The organism is Ralstonia sp. VS2407 (assembly GCF_052950655.1).
Genome location: NZ_JBRFVG010000008.1, coordinates 223,362 through 243,711, shown reverse-complemented (window position 1 = coordinate 243,711; position 20,350 = coordinate 223,362). Strand labels below are relative to the sequence as shown.

Sequence of the window (20,350 nt, the reverse complement as noted above, 5' to 3'; positions counted from 1 at the left end):
TGTGCGCGAGCTGCTCGACGTCGTGCCCGTCGTTCTGGTGGAACCCGGACAAGTTCGTTGGCCCCGCCGGTCTGCTGCAGGCGTATCGTTTCATCGCCGACAGCCGCGATCAGGCCACCAGCGAGCGTCTGGACAACCTGGAAGATCCGTATCGCCTCTTCCGCTGCCACACGATCATGAACTGCGTCGATGTGTGCCCGAAGGGTCTGAACCCGACCAAGGCCATCGGCAAGATCAAGGAATTGATGGTGCGCCGCGCGGTGTGAGAGCGCAGTGGTTCAGACTCATCTGAGCCACTCACAAACACCAGTGCTCGCGCACAAGCGCCACGGCGCCCAAGTTGCCTTCAGCCTTTTTCCGGCGCGCCGTTCAGCCGCCCTCCGGCGGCAGCTAGCGGGAGAACTATCGCGCCGCCCATAGGCGCAGATAAGCCCCTTCGGGGTCGTACTCGGAGGCTTGCTTCCGGGTGTTGAATCGCCTGCCGCCACGTGGGTCTGTGCCGCGCCCCGCGATATACAACCAATTGCCCTGATTGCTGTAGACGTCGTAGTCCACGAGTTGCGATTCGAACCACGCGGCACCTGCGCGCCAGTCGCCGTTCAGGTCATGCACGAGGTAGCTGGCGACCACCTGCCTGAGCCTGTTGCTAAGGTACCCGGTGGCCTCAAGTTCGCGCATCGCAGCATCGACAAGCGGTTCCCCGGTCGACGCCCGACGCCAGCGCTCGAAACCCTGGGCATCGAGGCGCCCGGCATGCTGCGGTTGATCGGAGAGCCCGCGTGCGCGGTAGAGTCGCGCGCCATGCTGAAGATGCAGGAAGCGAAAGTAGTCTCGCCATAGCAACTCGAACCACAGCCAATAGCTGCCGTCACTCTTGCCGTGCAACTGTTCGAACTGCCGCAGCTCCGCCACCACGCGCCGCGGCGACAACGCGCCGCTGGCCAGCCACACAGACCACTTGCTTGAGAAGTCCAGCCCCGCCAAGGCGTTGCGTGTGCGCTTGTACGTATGAGGCAGCTTGCGCTGCAGGTAATTGGCAAGGTGCTGAAGGCCCGCCCTCTCACCTCCATCAAACTCCGGCCTGCCATACGGAAACGACGAGCGCGAATCCGCCGCCGACACTTCGGCTGCATCGGAAGCAGGCACACGCACCAGGCCAGGCGGAAAGACGAGACCAGGCGGCTGTGGCGGAAGGTAGGCCGGCGGAGGCAGAGGCTGCGACGGTTCGATCCGCGCTTGCTCGATCGCTTGCCTGAACGTTGTAAACACTCGCGGCAGCGATTGAACGGGCCAAGGCAGGCCAAGCGGATCAATCAGACTGCTCTGCCAGACGGTGTGCACATGCAGTCCCGCACTTCGCAGTTCGGCCACTTCCGCCTGCTCGTATGGTGCGGCGATGTCTTCGCAAAACACAGCCGTGGCACCCATAGCACGCGCCAATGCGGGCAGGACCTTTCCTGGCGGGCCGCAGCACTCGACCAGGGGGTTGCCGAGATCGGCCAACTGGCGCCTCAGATCCCGGACAGCTGCCGCAAGCACGGCCCGACGGTGCACGCCCACGCGTGCGAAACCCCAGGCCGTCGGCTCGTCGTAGTCGGCATGGCAGTACACCGGTACGAGGTGCCCGGCCCCGCTCTCGCACGCTGCACGCAGTGCCCGCTGATCATGCAGCCGTAGATCGTTGCGAAACCAGAACAGGACGGTACTCAACGCGCTTCTCCATCGCGTGCCTTGCCTTGCTTGGCGTCTTTGCGGCAACGCTCGGAGCAGTACTTGACCGCATCCCAGTCCCTTGCCCACTTCTTGCGCCACGTGAACGGCAAGCCGCAGTGCACGCAGTGCTTGCTCGGCAGATTCAGCTTCTTGTGCATCGACGGATTCAAAAGTCGAGACTGAGCTGCGAGTACGTGGCCCCTTTCCCGCGGGGGGTGTCAACACGGTCCCGGCGCGAGCGGGAGGCGTGCCTCTTCACGATAACGTCATTAGCGGCCCGAACCTCCGGCCGGGCGCGCAGCGCATACACGCGCGTCTTGGCCTGCCGCGTAGCCGCCTCAAGATCGACCAGCGGAACGGGGATGTCCTCCCCAACCCGCACGCCACAGCGGGCCTGCACATCGGGGGGCATACGCCACGGCTGCAGGAGCCATGCATCGGGCACGCGACGCAGCGCTGGCAGCCAGCGCCTGACAAAACGGCCATGGGGGTCTTGATCCTGCGCTTGTTTGATGGGGTTGTAGACCCGCGTGGTGTTGATGCCGGTGGTGCCGGCTTGCATCTGCATCTGGCTCCAGTGGATTCCCGGCTCGTAATCGATGAACTGCCGGGCTAGCCAAAGGCCCACCGGCCGCCAGTGCAGCCATAACGGGTAGGAAGCAACGGAGACAAGCATGGCCCGCATGCGAAAGTTGATCCAACCGGTTTCTCTCAGCATGGCCACACAGGCATCCACCATCGGCCAGCCGGTGCGCCCAGCGACCAGCGCAGCAAAGTGCGCCGCGTTCCATCCCGCTTCACGCAGGCCGTCGTAGCCACGGTGAAGATTGCGGAACTCGATGGCGGGTTCAGATTCCAGTTTCTGGATGAAGTGGCAATGCCAATGCAGGCGACTGACAAACGCAGACAACCCCTTACGCTGCCACACCGCATCGTCGTCTGCGTTGCCCTTGAGCTGGAGCAGGCGTTGCTCGGTGCCCTGCACCACTTCACGCATGCTCAGGCATCCGTATGCCAAGTAAGGGGAAAGTCGCGAGCAAGCGCTTGGCGCCGTCAAAGGTGAGGAGATGCCGCCTCGATAGTGGCGGCTTCGCTCGGACAGGAATTCGCGCAGTACCTCTGCGCCGCGCGCTCGTCCGCCGCGCTGGCGACGCGGTGGCGAAGAGGCATCCAAGCCAAGAGCCTCGCACCCAGGCCAATCCATCGTCTTCCATGGCAGGGCAACATCACTCAAGCTGCCCGCTTCGGGCGCGGCCACGCGCGGCGCGTACATGTGTTCGGCCCAGCGGTCGTGCCAGACGTCCCGGGTCGGCAGGCGCCGCACCACCCCATGCTGGGGCCACTCGCGCCAGTTAACACCGTGATCAAGGCACCAACGGGCGACGGCTTTGTCGCGCGCGAATGTATGACCATTGCCCGCCTCTTCGTGAGACACCAGGTGGCTGAAAGGCGCCGCTGCATGCAGCCGCGCCAACACTTCTGTCACTTCGCCCACGGCCACCTGCAACCGTGCGCCGCACGCACGCAACTGTTGCGAGAGATCCCGCAAACATTCCTGGATAAAGAAATAGTGCTGCGATGCGGCGTCCGGCTGAGCCCAAAGGCTGGGCTCGATGACGTACAGACACAGGACCTTTCCCTGGCGGGCGGCATGGACAAGCGGGGCATGGTCGTGCACCCGCAAGTCACGCTTGAACCAGACGACGGTGTAGTTCATTGATCTTCGGCAACTGACAGCGCAGCTTGATCGGCCCGACCGAGTATATGGATGACGGGCCCGCAATCAACATGTGACATAGCCGGCCGGGCGCGAATTTTCAACGCATCCCCGATTCAATCAGCGGGGCACACCGTTGAAGATGCATTTCGCGCCTAATCATGTGCAGCTGCGCCGCGCGCGCTCAGGCAGTGGCCACGAAGCGCGCCATATCTGACAGCACAGGCCCCAGAAACTGCAGCGGCGAAGCCAGCGCGGCCACGAGTGTCTTATGGTCCAGCTGCGGGTAGACCTTGAGTTCCACCGGGTGCCGATACTGCATCAGGCGTTCGGCAAGCGAGAACGTATTTCGCCGGACATCAACGTACGCATCGTGCTCCCCAGTGAGCAGCAAAGCTGGAGGGAGCCACCCCTGGCTTACATGGAACAGCGGCTGGCTATCCGCTGTTTCGTTCGGATGATTGAACACGGGCAACACATCGGTTGCTTGAATCGGAAGGAAGTTGTAGGGGCCGGCCATACCGATCCAGCCCGATAGCGTTTCGATGCGCAGACCCTGCGCTTCGAGCCAGCGACCATCGGTCGCCACCATCGCAGCGTTGTAGGCGCCCGCGCTATGCCCGGCGACGAACAAGCGCGAGCCGGCATGGCCCTGCCGATCCAGCCACCGCCGCGCGAAAGCCGTGGCGGCTGCGCAGTCCAGCAGGAAGTCGGGGTAGCGCACTTCCGGATACAGCCGGTAGTCGGCAACCATCGCAAACGCCCCAGTTGCGGCCAATGCTTCACCCACGAATGCGTAGTCCTTGCGGTCTCCCTCGCGCCACGACCCGCCGTAGAAGAACACAACCGCACGGGGCGGCCCTTCCATCGGCCGGACGGGTCGATAGATATCCAATCTCTGACGCGGGTGTGGACCATAGGCCAGACCCAGCGTCGGCACGCTTGCGTCGGACTTGGTCACTGCGTTGAGCACGTCCAGGGCGGAACATCCTGCGAGGCTCGCCAACGCAGTTGCCATCCATGCTCGGCGGGTTACGCCACGCATCGACTTCCTCCTTGCAGCCAAAAAAATGCCGGGCAAACGCACGGGGAGCGGTCAACGCCGCCCATGCTCGATGAGATATGAATCAAGTGCAGGCACATACAGGTTGAGTTCAAGACAGAGCGCTGGAAAATATACGCACACCCGTGCGCGTTGGATGCAATGTCCAGGATGGTTCGCGAAAACGTGATCGCACAGCCAGCCAACCTGCGCACGCACCCATCTGTGGCACTGAAGCTCGAACAGGGCCGTATGAATCTGTACGGCGGGGTGTATGACATCGAAACGGGCGGCATCGATGCGCTCGTTGGCGCAACACGCCGCTTTGCGGGGTTGGCCGAATCCCCCATCCCCCGACGAAGACAGCCCAGAGCTTTCGGGCTCGGGTCGGTAGCCGGCTATGCGCTGCGGGCGCAATGCCCTCCTCTGCAGGTCATTCTGCGGGGCGCCGGGTAGCGGGATGTTTCTCGCGCCCCAACAGGCAACCCAATGCCGCTTCCAGATGCGGAAAGCGAAATCGATAGCCGGCTTCCATCGCTTTCTTGGGTTGCAAGTGCTGGCTGCCCAGCAGCAACACTGACATCTCGCCCAGCGCCATCCGCAATGTCCACGCAGGAACAGACAAGAGCATCGGCCGGCGCAGCGTAGTCGCCAGCGTGCCGGCAAAGTCCGCATTTCTGACAAGATGCGGCGCACATGCATTGAAGGCGCCGCGGCAATCGGTGCGATGCAAGAGGAAATCGATCAGGCCGACCACGTCGTCAAGATGGATCCACGGCATCCACTGCTGGCCACTGCCGAGCCGTCCGCCGAGTCCCATGCTGAACGGCAGACGCAGCCTGGGCAACATGCCGCCGTGACGCGCCAGCACGGGCGCCGTGCGCAGAAATACGACGCGCATACCCAGCCCCTCCGCGCGGCGGGCTTCGTCTTCCCATGCGACGCAGAGTTGACTGCCAAAGTCGTGTTCGCCCGGGTGGCTGTCTTCATCCAGGGGCGCCTGCCCTCGATCTCCATACCAACCGGTGGCGGATCCGGAAATAAGCACGCGAGGCCGTTGCTCGCAACGGCTCAGCCAATCCACGAGCTCCCGTGTCAGGTCGACCCGGCTGCGCCATAGAACCTTCCGCCGCTGAACCGTCCATGGGCGATCGGCAATCGGTGCGCCGGCCAGATTGATGACCGCATCAAACGGCGGGGCGCCACCCAGCTCACGCAGCGTTGCCACACCGTGTGCACCCGCACACAACCGAGCTACCCGTTCAGGCGAGCGGCTCCAGACAACCAGATCGTGGCCCTGCGCACGCCACTGGCGGCAAAGCGCACGCCCGATCAATCCGGTGCCGCCAGTCAACAAGATGCGCACGATGGTTGGTCTCCTGGTTGCAGTTGCGCCGCGCAGGCCGTCGCATCCGTCATAACGTTTCGAGCCGCGCTCGCACTTGGGCTGCACGCGTGCGCAGGGCATCGCGCTCCTCGGCTTCCATCTTGGCGAGTTGCCGATACACCATGGACAGGCGCGGATTGCGGCCGAACACGTCAATATGGCGTGCGAAGAAATCCCAGTACAACGCGTTGTAAGGGCAGGCGCGCTCTCCGACACGCTGCTTGCTGTCGTAGTGGCAGCCCTTGCAGTAGTCGCTCATGCGCGAAAGGTAAGCGGCACTGCTGACATACGGCTTGGTGGCAATGCGTCCGCCGTCTGCCCACTGGCTCATTCCCACCGTATTCGGCAGCTCCACCCATTCGAATGCGTCGATGTACACGCCGAGGTACCAGCGGTGGACCTCGTCGGGTGAGAGCCCCGCCAGCAAGGCGAAGTTGCCGATCACCATGAGGCGCTGAATGTGATGGGCGTGGGCCGTTTGCAGCGACTGGCCAATCGCCAGTTGCAGGCAGCGCATCTGGGTCTTTCCGCTCCAGAACCATGATGGCAACGGCGCATCATGATTCAGCACGTTGCACGACGCGTATCCGGGCATCTGCGCCCAATAGATGCCGCGTACATATTCCCTCCAGCCCAGTATCTGGCGAACGAACCCCTCAACTGCAGGCAACGGCGCCCTGCCATGCCGATACGCTGCCTCCGCGCGGGCGATCACCTCGCGCGGATTCAGCATCTTCACGTTGAGAGAAAACGACAGCAACGAGTGGAATAGCCGCTGGTGGCTGCTGCTCATGGCGTCTTCAAAATCGCCAAAATGCGGCAGCGTCTGTTCGATAAATGCGTCAAGGCAAGCCAGCGCTTCCGTGCGGTTTACGGGCCACCGAAACTCTCCGGCCTGCGGGTCTCCGAACGACTTCACACCGCAGCGCTCCACCGTGAGCCACAACGCCTGGTGGTCATGTACGGAGCGCGCGTCGGCAGGTTCGGGGGGCGTGCCGCGCCATGGCTTGCGGTTGTCATGATCAAAATTCCATTGCCCGCTTTCCGGCCCGCCCGTGTCGTCGAGCAGCACGTTGAAGCGGCGGCGCATCTCACGATAGAACCGCTCCATCAGCCACTGCTTGCGGCCTGCAAACATGGTGGCCAGATCATGCCTGCCCGTGAGGAAGTGTTCTGTGTCGACTTCGCACGTGGATAGCGGCTGCGCTTGGGCCCATTCGCGCAACTGCGCATCCAAGCGCCACTCATCGGGGGATTGCCACTCCACGCGCTCGGCACCGTAGTGTCTGGCCAATGCGGCAAGATTCTCGGTCAGGGACTGGCGGTTGCTTTCATCGTCGATCGCCACATAGCGCACCCGGTGGCCGCTGGCTCGCAGCCCTTGTGCAAAATCGCGCATGGCTGCAAAGATGGCGAGGATCTTTTGCGCGTGATGCAGCACGTAATCGGTTTCTTGCCGCACCTCCATCAGCACGTAGATCACGTCGTGATCCACACGCGCAAACCACGAATGCTGCGGGTTGAGCTGATCGCCCAGCACCAGCCGGATCGTCTTTGCGCTCTGGTTCATGTCATTGCCCGCCGGAACATGGCGCCACGGTCTTGCGCTGCGTGCTCGCTCTTGGTGTGGTGCATGCGCCCTCGCCGCTACTTAGACGGATCCTGCCGCTCGTGTGACACGGAGATCAGCGCGGACGTATCAATGCCCAGCGCACGGGCACGCGCAAAGATCGCATCACGCTGTGCGGGGTCGAGATGCTTGTCGCGTGTCAGCACCCAGCAGTAGCTGCGGTCCGGCCCGACAACCAGGGCCCAGCGATAGCCTGGATCGAGTGCCGCCACGTGGTAACCGCCGTAGAACGGACCGAAGAACGACACCTTCAGCGAACCGGTATCGTGGTCGCCCACGAAGAGCGCCTTGCCAACCGCCTCACGCCATTCACCCTTGGCAGGGTCAAAGCCACGATTGACCACGCGAACGCTGCCATCGGGCTGCGGCTGGTACGTGGCCGAGACATCGGTCAAGCCTCGCTCAAAAGAATGATCGAGCCTGGCCTGCTCGTACCAGCGCCCCTGGTAGCGTTGAAGATCGAACGGCGTGACGGCCGTGATGCCTTCTGGCGGGCTGGTTGGCGCACAACCTGCCAGGAATGCCCCTGCAAGCAGCGGAGCCAGCCAGTGCAGGCGCGCACGCACTGTGGACAATGCTGCCGCCCGCAGAACAACGCCGATCTGCTTGAACATGCCCCCGCCATGCAGCCCTGCGCGCTTCGCGAATTGAAATGCGGTTGTCAACGCATCTGCCATTCGAGTCCCCTTAGAGTGAATGCCGCTACTTGTGACATGAAACGCTGCGCAGCGCTGCCCGTCAACGAAATGCAGCAGAACAAGCGGCTCATTTCCGCCAATGAACATGCTTTGAGTTGGCATGCCAGCTCACGCAGCCGCAATCCCTGTGGTGCTCAGCAATGTCAATCGTGAGCAGGATTTGCATCAAGAAAACTTGGTGCGAGCGTTTCCGTGTCATACGCTGCGTCAGTAGACTTTGGAAGCCGACAGTCCGCCGCTTGACCCACCTGTAAGCATGCCCTCGCGATATGCCAGCCCAACGCATTTACGCCGTCCGAGCCCTGATCCTCACGCTTTGCACGCTCATGAGCGTTGGAGCGTGGGCCGACTGCCGCGACACGGTGCCCGCGCCGCAACTCTCCGGCAAGGGCGCGCTGTGCCTTTTCGGATTCTGCCTCTACGATGCACAACTATGGACCGCAGAACTCCCGCCCAGCTATAACGCGCCCTTTGCCTTGGAGGTGACGTATCGGCGCGCGATCGAACGCAGCCGCCTCATCGAGACCGCCATCGACGAGATCCGCAGACTCCAGGCGCCCGTCCCGTCCGATGACACCCTCGCGCAATGGCAGCGTGCAATGACCCCCGCCTTCCCCGATGTCAGGCCGGGCGACACCTTGTGCGGCGTGTATTTGCCCGGGCGCGGTGCACGCTTCTACGCCAATGGACAATTGACGACCGAGGTGGACGATCCGGCCTTCGCGCGTGCCTTCTTCGATATCTGGCTGGCACCCGGCACGCGCGCTCCGTCCCTGCGTCGTCATCTTCTGGGCAAGTCACGTTGACGCACGCAAGGCTAGTTGGCATCTCCCGGCGATTGGAAGCCCGGTTGCCCAATCTGGCTCGGCACTTGCGGCACACGCCGGAAGCGCGAAATGTCATATCCCATCGCGTCGAAACGGCTCAGTGCTGCGCGATAGTCGGCATCGCTCATGTTGGGGTCGCGCGAGAACACCCAGCCAAGGCTCTTGTCTGGATAGCCGAGCAGCGTCACCCGGTATTCCGGATCGACATACAGCGTCAGTTGCGACACGTAGATCGGCCAGAACAAACGCACGCGCCACTCGCCACCGCCGCTGCCCTCTACCACCGAATCAACGAACTGCATGCGTTTGAAGGGGGCGTCGAAACTGCCCGGCCGGTAGACATAGGCGTCGTCAATACGGCCATCGGGCCGCAGGGACCATTCGGCATAGCTGCCGACATTGCCGCGCTCACCAAAGTACGGAATGTTGGCGATGACATACCAGCGCCCCATGTAGCGCGGCAGATCAACCGGTACCGTCTTCAGCGGCACGGCAGCCCGTGGGTTGGGATTCGGGGGTGGGCTGGAGCAGGCGGCACTGGCGATGGCCAGCGTGAATACCGCCAAACGACGTGCCCAACCTGACAGGGTGAGCCAACGGTGGCCTCTTTGATGCGTTCTCATCGTGCTCTCCTCTACACGGTAGCCGGACAAGCCGGCTGGTTTGTCTGCGTGCTGAGCGCCGCGCGCGATGCCGCGTGGGTCGGCATCGTTTTTGTCGCGGTACTGCTGGCGCTTCATCTGCGGCAAGCCCACCGGCCATACCAGGAACTGCGGCTCGTGATGTGGGTGGTGGTGCTCGCGGCGCCGTGGGAAACCCTGCTGATACGCACCGGTGTCATCGTCTATCCGCACGGGGCCGTGTGGGCCGGGTTCGTACCGCCCTGGCTGCTGGCGCTGTGGGTGCTGTTCGCGATCCAAGTGAATGTCCTCTTTCGTTGGCTGCGCGGCAGGTGGTGGCTGGCCATGGCGCTGGGTGCTATTGCCGGCCCGCTGTCGTTTCGTGCGGGAGCGGCACTTGGAGCGGCGCTCATTCCCGATCTGACCGCCACGCTGGGCGTGTTGGCCATCGGGTGGGCGGTATGGATGCCGCTCCTAGTATGGATGGGCGAGCGCAGCGACGGAACCGGCAGCCTGCCCTGACGGCCACGGCGGCCGGCGTTCAGCTAGCGCTTGACGAACCGGTAATGCGCCACGCCCCACTCGTTGCCGCCGGCATAGCCGAACAAGGTCGACACCGCCAGATAGAACATGCGCCACCGCTGAAACCACACGGCGGCCTGGCGCTCGCCATAGGTCTGCACGAACACCGGCATCAACCTGCCACGGGCCGCGTCAAGATTGGCCAGCCAATGGTCCGCCGTGCGCGCGTAGTGCGCGCCACTGACCCACCACTGCCGCGCCACGCGCAGGTCTTCCTGGAAATGCAGCAGCAGCGCTTCGGATGGCATGGTGCCGCCGGTGAAGAAGTACTTCGACATCCAGTCGGTGCCGTCCTGCACCTGAAAGTGATACGCCAGCGTGCGATGCGCAAAGATGTGCACGAACAGCACCGCATCCGGTCGCATCCAGCGAGCAATCTTGCCCAGCAACAGGCCGTAGTTCTTCATGTGCTCGAACATTTCGATCGACACGACGCGGTCAAAGCGGCCACCCGCGGGCATGTCTGCAAAATCGAAATCGACGATGTTTCCGGTGTGCACGCTGAGGTTCGTCAGCCCGCGCTCGGCAGCCCGGGCCTCGATCCAACTGCGCTGACCGCGCGAATTGGACAACGCCACAATGCGTGCGTTGGGATAGCGCTTGGCCATCCACAACGACAGCGATCCCCAGCCGCAGCCCAGGTCCAGAATGCACTGCCCGTCGGCCAGGCTAGCGCGTTCGGCGTAGCAGGCAAACATGGCCTCTTCAGCCTCGGCCAGCGTTTCATTGCCGCTCGGGTATAGCGCGCAGGAATACTTCAACTGCGGCCCCAGATGGGCCTCGAAGAATGCGGGTGGCAATTCATAGTGCTGCGTGTTGGCCGCGTCTGTCTCAATTGCGATGGGGCTGCCGTGCAACTCATCCAGTAGCGCGTTGAAGCGCCGTGAACGCAGTTCGCCGTCATGAAGGCCTTCATCTTGCAAACGCTGGCGCATCAGGGCGCGCATGCCGGCACGCACCAGCACATCCGGCAGCCATCCGCGCTCGCAGCATTGGATGAGCCAGCCGTCGCTGGCGTCGGCCGCGGCCTGCGGCGGTATGGTCGGCGTGGACAGCGCAGTCATGTGAGGCTCCTTGGGTCTGTATGTCTGTACATCAGTGGTGCGGCGGCCAGGGAATCAACACGCTCGTTGTGCGGGCGTATTCGGCATAGTCGTCGCGCGTGGCGCGCATATGGGCTTCGAGCATGGGAACGCCCGAGACCTTTACAAGCAGCCATGCCATGGCCACCGGCGGCAACAGCGTGAGCCATGCCCACGGCGTGCCGATCGCCAACGGCACGTAGGCCAGCCAGTGCACGCATTCAAAGAAATAGTTCGGGTGCCGCGAATAGCGCCACAGCCCCACCCGGCAGGTCTTGCCCCGGTTTGCCGGGTCCGCCGCAAAGCTGCGCAGTTGCCTGTCGGCCAGGGCTTCGCCGGTTACCGCCATCAGCCACAGGGCCACAGCGGCCGCCATGGCAAGCACACTCGGTGCATCGGGCCGGTAACTCGGCACGGCAAACGCGATCGACAGGAACATCGATACCGCCGCCTGCAATTGGAAGAAGCCAAACATGTTTCGCGGTGCGGCAGTGCCCCACTCCTCGCGCAGTTTCCGGTAGCGCGCGTCTTCCGGCTTGCCCGCATTGCGGCGCCACAAGTGCCAGCCAAGGCGCGCCCCCCACACTGCGCCGCCTACCCCGACCAACACGCGCGCGAGCAACGACCCCGCACCCAACCACGCGTAAAGCAATGCCACCATGCCCAGCGAAAACGCCCAGACCGGGTCGACCATGCCGGCGTTCCCACTGCGCAACTGCCACGCCCACACGGCGCTGAACACGGCCACCAGGAACACCAGCGCAACGAGTGCGACGCCGATCGCCGACATGGTCACCCCCGCTCCAGCAGAAACTGCGACACGCCGATCCGGCCCTCGTCAAAGCCGGCCTCGCAATACGCGAAGTACAGGCGCCAGATGCGGATGAAGGGCTCGTCGAATCCGAGTGCACGCGCAGATTCCAGCCGGGCTTCGAAACGCTGGCTCCAGCGGCGCAGCGTCTCTGCGTAGTCGCGGCCGAAGTCGAGGCGGTCGACCAGTCGCAAGCCGTGCTGCTCCGCCAGCCTGATAAAGCGCTCGCGGCTGGGCAACATGCCGCCCGGGAAGATGAACTGCTGGATGAAATCGGTGCCGGCGCGGTACCGCTCGAAGTGCGCCTCGTCGATGGTGATGCTCTGCACCAGGGCCCGCCCGCCATGGCGCAAGCAGCGCACCAGCGTCTGAAAGTAGGTCGACCAATAAGATTCGCCTACCGCCTCGAACATCTCGATGGAGGCAATGGCATCGTAAGCACCGTCCAGGTCTCGGTAGTCGCGCAGTTCAACGCGGGCGCGTGGCTCGTCGGCCAGGCGCTCGGCCGTGTAGCGGCGCTGTTCTTCCGAGAGCGTGATGCCGTGAACATGGGCACCGCGCGCGCAGGCCATTTCCATCAGGCCGCCCCATCCGCAGCCGATTTCCAGCACATCCATGCCGGGCCCCACCCTGAGCAGATCGCACACGCGCCGGTACTTGGCGGCCTGGGCGTCTGCCAACCCCTGCCGCAGGTTGCCGTTGAACCATGCAGACGAATATGCCATGCCTTCGTCCAACCACAGCCGATAGAAATCGTTGCCGAGGTCGTAATGCAAGTGGATGTTGCGGCGACTGCCGCGACGGCTGTTCCTGCGCAGCAGGTGGCGCAAGCGAAGGACGGAACGCGCCAGCGCATGACCGAAGATCGCCTGATCAAGCGTGGCGGCATTGACGATGGCCAGGCGCAGCAGGGTGGCGAGGTTGCCCGTGTCGATCCATCCGTCGCGATAGGCCTCGGCAAACCCCACATCGCCGCTGCGCAGGATGCGCCCGCACGCGCGCCAGTCGGTAATGCGCAGCTCGGCCGACAGCGGCGACGCGGCATCGCCGATCTGCACATCGCCGTCGGGCGTGACAAGATGAAGGAAGCCGTGCCGCAGCCGACCGGCCAGTGCCAGGAACAGCCGGCCGGCCGCAGGAACATGAGGCGGCACCCAGGCCAGGGAGCGCGAGGCTGTCATCGGGAATTCTCCGGAGAAGTTCTGTCGTGGGCACCACGGCCAAAGAACGGCACGCCCTTGACCCACAAGCGCAGGGCCTGCCAATGGATGCGACCGATAACCTGCAGCGCAAGCAACGGCTGCCGCAGCAACGCACGGCGCAGGTGAGCCGCATCAAACGGCTGCAGCCATCCGCCGATGGCGGTATGCAGCAAGAGACCGTCGTGGTCGTGGTAATCGATGCGCACCAGCGCGGTTGCCGCCGTCTCGGCAAAGCGGAACCGATAACCGCCCTCGACCCTGCAGAAGGGCGAGACATGCAACTGCTTGCGGCACGTCAGCACGGTCTGTGCGTCGATGGCCCCGCCGTCCTGCGCGCACAGCAGGTAACGGTGGTGCTGCCCGAAGGTGTTGTTGACCTCAGCCAGCACGGCGCGCAGCGTGCCGGCCGCGTCGTGGCAATACCAGAACGAGACGGGATTGAACATCCAGCCGGCAATGCGCGGAAAGGTCTGCAACCAGACCTCGCCATCGGCAGGCAAACCCGCGCTGCTCAGCACGCCACGTATCCAGGCGAGCAGATCCGTGCCGTCCCGCGGGCCATAGTCACGCACGCGCAACGACAGCGGCCGCAAGCAGTCCACGCCAAACCACGCGCCCGTCAGTCGCCCCAGCGCCGAGAGCTTCACGCGCACGGCAAACACCGGGTAGACAAAGCGGTTGGCCACCGGCCGCAGGCGGCGGTGCATGACCTGACCGACGAGAAGCTGCGCGTCGCCGTTCATGGCGCCACCTGTGCCCAGGCGGGGGCGCAGCCAAAATCCGCCACCACGCGCAGGGCAGACTTCAGCCCGTCTTCATGGAAGCCGTACCCCGTCCAGGCGCCTGCAAACCAGGTGTGGCCGCGACCTTGCAGCTCCGGCAAGCGGGCCTGCGCGTCAATGGCCGGCTGATCGAACACCGGGTGCTCATATTCGAAGCGCTGATACTCCAGCTCGGGCGCGGGCGGTTCGGACGGATTCAAGGTCACGACCACCGGCGTCGACACCGGCAGCGGTTGCAACTGGTTCAGCAGATAGCTGACGCACGGCGCCGCGCCCGTTGTGCCCGCCCGCGAGGCATCGAGATAATTCCACGCCGACCACACGCGCCGCCGACGCGGAAGCAGGCGGGTATCGCGGTGCAGGAAGGCAGTGTTGGGCTGATAACGGAAGGCGCCCAGCACGGCGCGCTCGTCGTCCGTGGGATCGTCGAGCAGACGCAGCGTCTGGGGCGCGTGCGTAGCAAGCACAACGGCGTCATAGCGCTCGCTGCCGGAATCGGTCCGCACATCGACGTGGTCCGCCGCACGGTGGATGCCGCGTACCGGCGTGCCGACGCGCACGTCTGCCAGCCCGCGCGCAATCGTGTGGACATAGCTGCGTGCCCCGCCTTTGACGGTGCGCCAACGCGGCCGGTTGAAAATCTGCAGCAAGCCGTGGTTCAGGCAAAACCGCAGAAAGGTTTCCGCCGGAAATGCCAGGATGTCGCGGCTGGGCGTGGACCAGATTGCCGCCGCCATCGGCAACAGGTAATGCGCACAGAACGGCTCGCCATAGCGGCCGGCGGCAAGCAGCGCGCCCAGGCTGTGGCGCTCGTTGCGCGCCGCCGCCAGATTGGCGTGGGCTTGCCGGTTGAAGCGCAGGATGTCGCCCAGCATCGACAGAAACCGCGCCGACACCAAGTTGCGCGGCTGGGCAAAGACCGTACTCAGGCTGGTGCCGGCCCATTCCAGCGCCCCGCCGTCAACCGACACGCTGAACGACATGTCGCTCTCGCAATGGGCAACGCCAAGCTCGTCAAACAGCGCGATGAGGTTGGGATACGTGCGCGCGTTGAATACCAGAAAGCCGGTGTCGACGCCAAAGACTTGCCCACCTTCTTCAATATCGACTGTATTGGTATGCCCGCCAAGCCGAGGGGCGGCCTCGAACAGCGTCACGGCGTGCCGCTTCGCAAGAAAATGCGCAGCCGCGAGCCCCGAGATGCCGGAGCCGACCACGGCAATGCGCTTTGCAGGAAACTGAAGAATGTTCAAGGCGATGCCTCTTAGGGTGGCTTGGCGCTCAATCGCCGGTGCGGCCGGGCAGCAGCGCAAGAAACTCGCGCCGCAAGCTGGGATCGGTCAGAAACACCCCGCGCATCACGCTGCTCACCATGCGCGACCCGTCGTCCTTCGTGCCGCGCCAGTGCATGCAGTAGTGTTCCGCCTCCAGCACGACCGCCAGGCCATCGGGCGCCATGCGGTCTTCCAGCAAGTCGGCAATCTGCTTGATGGCTTCTTCCTGGATCTGGGGGCGGCTCATGACCCAGTCGATCAGCCGGGCGTACTTGGACAGCCCGATCAACTGGGAGTCTTTGTGCGGCATGACACCAACCCACGCACGCCCCATGACCGGGCACAGATGGTGAGAGCAGGCGCTGCGCACGCGCAACGGCCCCACCACCATGAGTTCGTTGAGCCGCTCCGCATTCGGAAACGCGGTCACTTCGGGAGCCTCGACGTAGCGCCCCGCAAATACCTCGCGCACGAACATCTTGGCGACGCGGCGAGCCGTCTCCCGGCTGTTGTGGTCTTGCTCGACATCGATGACCAGCGCACGCAGCACGGCTTGCAGGCGCTCCTCAACCTCGGCCTGCAGGAGATCCAGTTCACCATCGCGCAGGTAGGCCGCGATGTTGTCATTGGCGTGAAAGCGGTGGCCGGCGCTCATCAACCGCTCACGAATCCGGACAGAAAGCGGCACGCTGCCAGCCGCACCGGCAAACCCGGGCGGATCCAAAGTCAGTTTCATTGAAGTTGCTCCGAAAATTCGGCGGTGCTGTCGCTGCCCATGCCGCCTCAGGCAAGCTCCCGAGCGAGGCGGATGGGACGCATACGGTATATACGTGGCTAACCTGCTGGTGGATGCAGCGATTCCGCCCGGATTGCGAATTCCATGGCGTCTTCGAGCATCAACCGGGCGCGGTTGGCGACATCCCCGAGATAGCGGTGCAGTTGTTCATCAAGCGAAGACCGCACCGCACAGCCATCGCTGAAACGCTCGAATGCATCGAGCTGGCGAATCAGCCCGACAAGGTGCCGCGGGCACTCGCAGGCCAGCGTCTGCGAGGCGTTGGCAAAGATCTCCAACTGCCGGTCTGTGAACCTGCGCGCATTGCGTCGCAACGGTTCGAGCTTTCCGTAGACCGCGTCCACGCGCACGAGCTGCGCCAGTTCTTGCAGAACCTGGTCAAGCTCACCGTGCGCATTGGGCTCCCGATACAGCCGCACGCCGGCCGCGCGCAGCATGTCGGTGGCGCGCACCGTGCCGAAGCTGTAGATCACCCCGACGGCGCTGGCACCGCACCGCCGCGCCAGCGCCAATAAGGCTTCCGCCGTTTCCGGATGCAGGGACGCGGCTTCGGCGATCAACGCATCTGTGCTTGGCGGTGACTCAAGCTGGGCCTCGGCGTCCAGCGCGGGCAATTCGATGACGGGCTCGATCCCAAGCGACACCAGCGTGCTTTTTCTGCGCCGGACGCGCTCCGCCAGCAACGTGCCACAGACGGAAAGCGAAATTGCGGCGGTGGCCGGCGCGAGCGCCGGTGCTTCAGCAGCGAGCGAGGCGTCCAGCAACTGCTGGAGCTCGGTGCTGTCTGCATGCGCAATGGCGCCGATCGCGTGCCCCTGGTTGACGAGCGAGCGCAGAAGGGCAAGGCGCTTGACGTCCTCGCTCGAGTACAACCGCTGGCCGGACTGTGATTTGGTGGGCGAAATCACGCCATAGCGCTGCTCCCACACACGGAGCGTGGATACAGGCATCTTGGCCATGCGGGCGGCCGTTCCGCTTCGGTACATCGGCGCTGCGTTGTCTTCGTGTGGCACGTGCGTCTCCATGCAAGCTGCTTTGCTGACATGAAACGCTGTGCCGCCGACATCGTCAATGAAATGAAGCGCAAAACGCGTGTCTTGCGCACACTTGAGTCGGAATTGAATCGCTATTCCGGTGTGGACGAACAGGTCGCGGAGCCGCCACACCTGCGGGCTCCAGCCGCGCTCCCGCCAAACCGCTTCGGCGGGAGCCGCCCTCACGTTACGAAGCGCGTGCCGTCAACCACTGAGTTGGTTGCAGCGGGGCGCCGACAATCCGCATCTCCCCGAGACTGCCGAAGAAACCATTGCCCATGCTGCCACCGTACTGCGCGCAACCGATTGCCATCTGCTGGTTGCTCGCCACGTAGCGGATGCCGTCCATCCCGCTGTTGTTGCGCAGAATGGGCGCGCCTTCCACGTACATCGTCGTGCTGCCCTTTCCATCGTTGACGATGGCAACGTGCAGCCATTGCCCTGCCGAGACACCGCCCGACCAGCACGCCAGGTTCTCGGTGTTATCGGTCGGGATGACCTCCCACTGGAACTCCATCAGGTTGGAAAACGCGAACATCGCCATTGTGTCGCCCTGGTCGACATCGCCCGGCCATGACACGCCAGTGGCTGCGCTGCGCGCGCCAAGCCGGTAGAGAATGCCCATCCACGCGTTGTTCTGCGCGGTCCAGGCCGAGTCGATCTTCACGAACGCCTCGATGGTGTAGCCGTTGGCAAACGTTTGCACATTCAAGGGCGAATTCGGGGCTGTCGTGAAATACGAAGACCTCGTCTGGCTGGCGTTCTTGAACTGCAGGCTGCCCGGAGCGGAAGACAACGGGTGATGATCCTTCGACCACACCAGGTCGCCGGGCTGACCACCCATCCACGTGTTGAGCGAAATGGGATTCGCGCCCGCAGTGGCATCGCCCGGCACGGAGGCGTCCTTGATCTGGAAGCCCGGTTGGTACGGCGACAGCGCCTCGCCTTCGGCAGCGGCCGTGTTGTAGAAGCGCCAGTGCGCCAGCGTGTTCGGTACCACCGGGTAGTCGTTCGGGCCGGACGCCGGCTTGCCCGCTTCCTGCGGCGGGTTGTGATAGTTCGCGAGGATCAGCCCCTTGGCGACGTCCGACAGGCTGCCCGACACCGAGCCGGCTGCCGCCTTGAAGGCGGGATTGAAGCCGGCAAAGCGCTTGGCAAAATCGATGTCGATCGAGAAGTTCTGGTTATCCGCCGTCAACCATGCCGAATCGAACTGATTCAGGCTCGCTTCCGGCTTGACAGGCACCCACGGCGAGAACGAACTGGCGACGATCTTGTTGTTCGTCAGATCGAATTCGTACAAGCGCATCAGGCCATTGCCGCCCATATACGCCATCTGATAATCGACGACCATGAAGATGACGTCGTTGCCGGCCGCGTTCTTTTTCGTCATCTTGCACGACCCGTGGTAGTGACCAGATACGGCCATGAAAATCTGGTCGTTATTCTTGATCAGCTTGTCCCACAGGTAATTCGAATACGCCGTATCGGCTGCCGTAACAGCGTCCGGGCCAATGCCCGCAAGCTGGTGGCAAATCAGGATGACCGGAATGCCGGGGTTCTTTGCGATGACCCAGTTGGCCCACGCAATCGCATCGTCCGAAGCGCGCCACGACATCGACAACACCAGGAACTGATTCCCTTCCGCGTTGAAGACGTGGTACTCGTGAAAGCCCGAGCCATGGCGGCCGCCGAAGGTTGACTGCCGTTGTGCACGCGCGGTCGGAAACACCTTCAGATATGGCTCCACCAACCCTTGCCGGTGGCTGCCGCCATCTTGGTACCCATCGGTGTTGTCAAAGCCCGAGACGCCAACGCCCCAGTCAGGCCCCCATTGCATCGACGAGCCGATGGCGCCAACGTCGTGGTTGCCCGCGCAGATCGAATAATTGCAGTTGGCCTTTTCCAGCACCTGCATCGCCTGGCTCGCCAGCTCCCATTCTTTGGTCACCGTGCCGTTGGTGAGTTGGCTATTGCTCAGCAGATCTGTGCTTGCACTCCATGGCGCCGAACCTTCAGACGTGTAATACCAGGACTGGTCGACAATATCGCCAAGGTGCGTGGTAAAAGCCAGTTTCAGCGCTTTTGCATTTTGGGCAATCCATTGCGTCTGCGCCTTGAATGGATTGTCGAATTGCGGATTGATGGTCGGATAATTCTTTTGATACAACCCGCCCATTTTTGCAGATGCATAGCGCGGATAAAATTGCGTATCCGGCAAGGCCGCCAGCGTGAATGACGACACCAGCTTTGGTGTCGTCGTTCCGGTGCCCGGATCGCCCGCACTTGGCGGGGTGCCCGTTGAACCCGTTGAGGCGTCCGGCGAATCGCCGCCACCGCACCCGCTCAGCACGCCCGACAGTCCGACCGCCGTCGAAGCCAGCATCATGCGCAGCAATTGCCGGCGCTTCAGCTCAGGAACAGCGGCCAGATCATCCAGCGTCAGCTGCTGTTGATCGGCCCCACTTTTCATTGACATGGTTCTCTCCGTTACGTTTTAGGCTACCCAGAAGGCAAAGCGATTGCCGCCGCAATTCGCAGGGTTGGTCCAACGCTCGAAGGGAAATGAAGTGATGCCTGAAAAGCCGCAATTCTCATCGACACAGATCAACCGCACTGAGTCCCCGAGAAACAACATTCTCAAAAATCCTCAGATTGCGAATGCGTTCGATGCTCTTTTTATTGCCTGCGATTCATGAAATGAATCGGTCACATCGATTGGCACTCGCATGGTAGGAATGATGTGTGACAGGGGCGTTTCTTTAAGTCGTACACATTCAATCGCGATTGGATCAAATCGCAATTCGATACCCCGAAACAGAGCGCCTGTTTGATGCTGTGCGGGGAGGGCCAATACCGCGCTGCCATGCGCTGCCCCGGCCCGCAGCAGCACCTACAGCGGGTGGCAGATGGACGATCCGTTGTCGCCCCGGGCATGTCTGCAGACGTTGCCATCGAGCCCAATGCGACGCCGCACCGAGCGGGTTACCTAGTTGTCGTCGCCCTCCGTACCCCGCTGGTGGGGATCGGGAAAACCCGCCCTTGACCTCTAATATATCAATCAATAAATTCTGATATATCAAAAGACGTGCCCGGATTCAGCAGCCTCCTGCCGGGTCGACACGTCAGACAAAAAACCGACGAGGAGACCCA

19 protein-coding genes and 1 pseudogene are annotated in these 20,350 nt (G+C 63.2%); 4 read left to right on the top strand and 16 right to left on the bottom strand.

Features of this window, described 5'->3' with window-relative positions:
* A partial coding sequence (locus ACU8YE_RS15670; RefSeq protein ID WP_446929103.1) for a 4Fe-4S dicluster domain-containing protein occupies positions 1–266 on the top strand: 266 nt, incomplete at its 5' end.
* A 136-nt stretch (positions 267–402) separates the two neighbouring features.
* Here the strand turns inward: ACU8YE_RS15670 and ACU8YE_RS15665 are convergent.
* The 4 genes from ACU8YE_RS15665 to ACU8YE_RS15650 form a co-directional block, all read right to left on the bottom strand.
* The gene (locus ACU8YE_RS15665; RefSeq protein ID WP_373407679.1) at positions 403–1,710 is read right to left on the bottom strand and encodes a DASH family cryptochrome; all 1,308 of its coding nucleotides are present in this window, start codon (positions 1,708–1,710) and stop codon (positions 403–405) included.
* Positions 1,707–1,871 (bottom strand): DUF2256 domain-containing protein, encoded by a 165-nt coding sequence (locus ACU8YE_RS15660; RefSeq protein WP_232039254.1) that lies wholly within the window; start codon positions 1,869–1,871, stop codon positions 1,707–1,709. The genes ACU8YE_RS15665 and ACU8YE_RS15660 overlap by 4 nt, the downstream gene beginning before the upstream one ends.
* An 8-nt stretch (positions 1,872–1,879) precedes the next feature.
* Complete coding sequence (locus ACU8YE_RS15655) at positions 1,880–3,430, bottom strand: FAD-binding domain-containing protein (protein ID WP_446929102.1); 1,551 nt, start codon at positions 3,428–3,430, stop codon at positions 1,880–1,882.
* A 184-nt stretch (positions 3,431–3,614) separates the two neighbouring features.
* Positions 3,615–4,475 carry an alpha/beta hydrolase gene (locus ACU8YE_RS15650; RefSeq protein ID WP_446929101.1) on the bottom strand — a complete coding sequence of 287 codons (861 nt, stop codon included), beginning with the start codon at positions 4,473–4,475 and terminating at the stop codon, positions 3,615–3,617.
* A gap of 162 nt (positions 4,476–4,637) precedes the next feature.
* Here ACU8YE_RS15650 and ACU8YE_RS15645 point away from each other — a divergent pair.
* Positions 4,638–4,844, top strand: a pseudogene (locus tag ACU8YE_RS15645) (carbonic anhydrase); the annotation flags it as partial.
* Between the two features lie 61 nt (positions 4,845–4,905).
* Here the strand turns inward: ACU8YE_RS15645 and ACU8YE_RS15640 are convergent.
* The 3 genes from ACU8YE_RS15640 to ACU8YE_RS15630 form a co-directional block, all read right to left on the bottom strand.
* Positions 4,906–5,838, bottom strand: a complete 933-nt coding sequence (locus ACU8YE_RS15640; RefSeq protein ID WP_446929100.1) for a TIGR01777 family oxidoreductase — start codon at positions 5,836–5,838, stop codon at positions 4,906–4,908.
* A gap of 49 nt (positions 5,839–5,887) precedes the next feature.
* Positions 5,888–7,429: a cryptochrome/photolyase family protein gene (locus ACU8YE_RS15635; protein WP_446929099.1), complete on the bottom strand. Its 1,542-nt coding sequence runs from the start codon at positions 7,427–7,429 to the stop codon at positions 5,888–5,890.
* A 77-nt stretch (positions 7,430–7,506) separates the two neighbouring features.
* Positions 7,507–8,103: a lipocalin family protein gene (locus ACU8YE_RS15630; RefSeq protein ID WP_316871612.1), complete on the bottom strand. Its 597-nt coding sequence runs from the start codon at positions 8,101–8,103 to the stop codon at positions 7,507–7,509.
* A gap of 410 nt (positions 8,104–8,513) precedes the next feature.
* On the opposite strand from ACU8YE_RS15630, the gene ACU8YE_RS15625 reads away from it, so the two are divergent.
* The gene (locus tag ACU8YE_RS15625) at positions 8,514–8,993 is read left to right on the top strand and encodes a chalcone isomerase family protein (RefSeq protein ID WP_260803145.1); all 480 of its coding nucleotides are present in this window, start codon (positions 8,514–8,516) and stop codon (positions 8,991–8,993) included.
* 11 nt (positions 8,994–9,004) lie between these two features.
* Here the strand turns inward: ACU8YE_RS15625 and ACU8YE_RS15620 are convergent, their stop codons facing one another.
* On the bottom strand, positions 9,005–9,637 hold the full coding sequence (locus ACU8YE_RS15620; protein WP_232039247.1) for a lipocalin family protein: 633 nt from the start codon (positions 9,635–9,637) through the stop codon (positions 9,005–9,007).
* On the opposite strand from ACU8YE_RS15620, the gene ACU8YE_RS15615 reads away from it, so the two are divergent.
* The gene (locus ACU8YE_RS15615; RefSeq protein ID WP_433868196.1) at positions 9,626–10,156 is read left to right on the top strand and encodes a DUF2878 domain-containing protein; all 531 of its coding nucleotides are present in this window, start codon (positions 9,626–9,628) and stop codon (positions 10,154–10,156) included. The genes ACU8YE_RS15620 and ACU8YE_RS15615 overlap by 12 nt on opposite strands.
* Before the next feature lie 23 nt (positions 10,157–10,179).
* Here the strand turns inward: ACU8YE_RS15615 and ACU8YE_RS15610 are convergent, their stop codons facing one another.
* From ACU8YE_RS15610 to ACU8YE_RS15575, 8 genes are all read right to left on the bottom strand, one after another.
* On the bottom strand, positions 10,180–11,280 hold the full coding sequence (locus ACU8YE_RS15610; protein ID WP_316871618.1) for an SAM-dependent methyltransferase: 1,101 nt from the start codon (positions 11,278–11,280) through the stop codon (positions 10,180–10,182).
* A gap of 31 nt (positions 11,281–11,311) precedes the next feature.
* Positions 11,312–12,088 carry a DUF1295 domain-containing protein gene (locus ACU8YE_RS15605; RefSeq protein WP_446929098.1) on the bottom strand — a complete coding sequence of 259 codons (777 nt, stop codon included), beginning with the start codon at positions 12,086–12,088 and terminating at the stop codon, positions 11,312–11,314.
* A 2-nt stretch (positions 12,089–12,090) separates the two neighbouring features.
* Positions 12,091–13,290, bottom strand: coding sequence for a cyclopropane-fatty-acyl-phospholipid synthase family protein (locus ACU8YE_RS15600; protein WP_316871620.1), 1,200 nt, complete (start codon positions 13,288–13,290; stop codon positions 12,091–12,093).
* Positions 13,287–14,054, bottom strand: coding sequence for a DUF1365 domain-containing protein (locus ACU8YE_RS15595; RefSeq protein ID WP_446929097.1), 768 nt, complete (start codon positions 14,052–14,054; stop codon positions 13,287–13,289). The genes ACU8YE_RS15600 and ACU8YE_RS15595 overlap by 4 nt, the downstream gene beginning before the upstream one ends.
* The gene (locus ACU8YE_RS15590; RefSeq protein WP_322018503.1) at positions 14,051–15,346 is read right to left on the bottom strand and encodes an NAD(P)/FAD-dependent oxidoreductase; all 1,296 of its coding nucleotides are present in this window, start codon (positions 15,344–15,346) and stop codon (positions 14,051–14,053) included. The genes ACU8YE_RS15595 and ACU8YE_RS15590 overlap by 4 nt, the downstream gene beginning before the upstream one ends.
* 28 nt (positions 15,347–15,374) lie before the next feature.
* Positions 15,375–16,103: a GTP cyclohydrolase I gene (gene folE, locus ACU8YE_RS15585; RefSeq protein WP_232039240.1), complete on the bottom strand. Its 729-nt coding sequence runs from the start codon at positions 16,101–16,103 to the stop codon at positions 15,375–15,377.
* A 98-nt stretch (positions 16,104–16,201) separates the two neighbouring features.
* The gene (locus tag ACU8YE_RS15580) at positions 16,202–17,176 is read right to left on the bottom strand and encodes a MerR family transcriptional regulator (protein WP_316871626.1); all 975 of its coding nucleotides are present in this window, start codon (positions 17,174–17,176) and stop codon (positions 16,202–16,204) included.
* A 208-nt stretch (positions 17,177–17,384) separates the two neighbouring features.
* Positions 17,385–19,676, bottom strand: a complete 2,292-nt coding sequence (locus ACU8YE_RS15575; RefSeq protein ID WP_322018505.1) for a LamG-like jellyroll fold domain-containing protein — start codon at positions 19,674–19,676, stop codon at positions 17,385–17,387.
* Between the last annotated feature and the right edge of the window lie 674 nt (positions 19,677–20,350).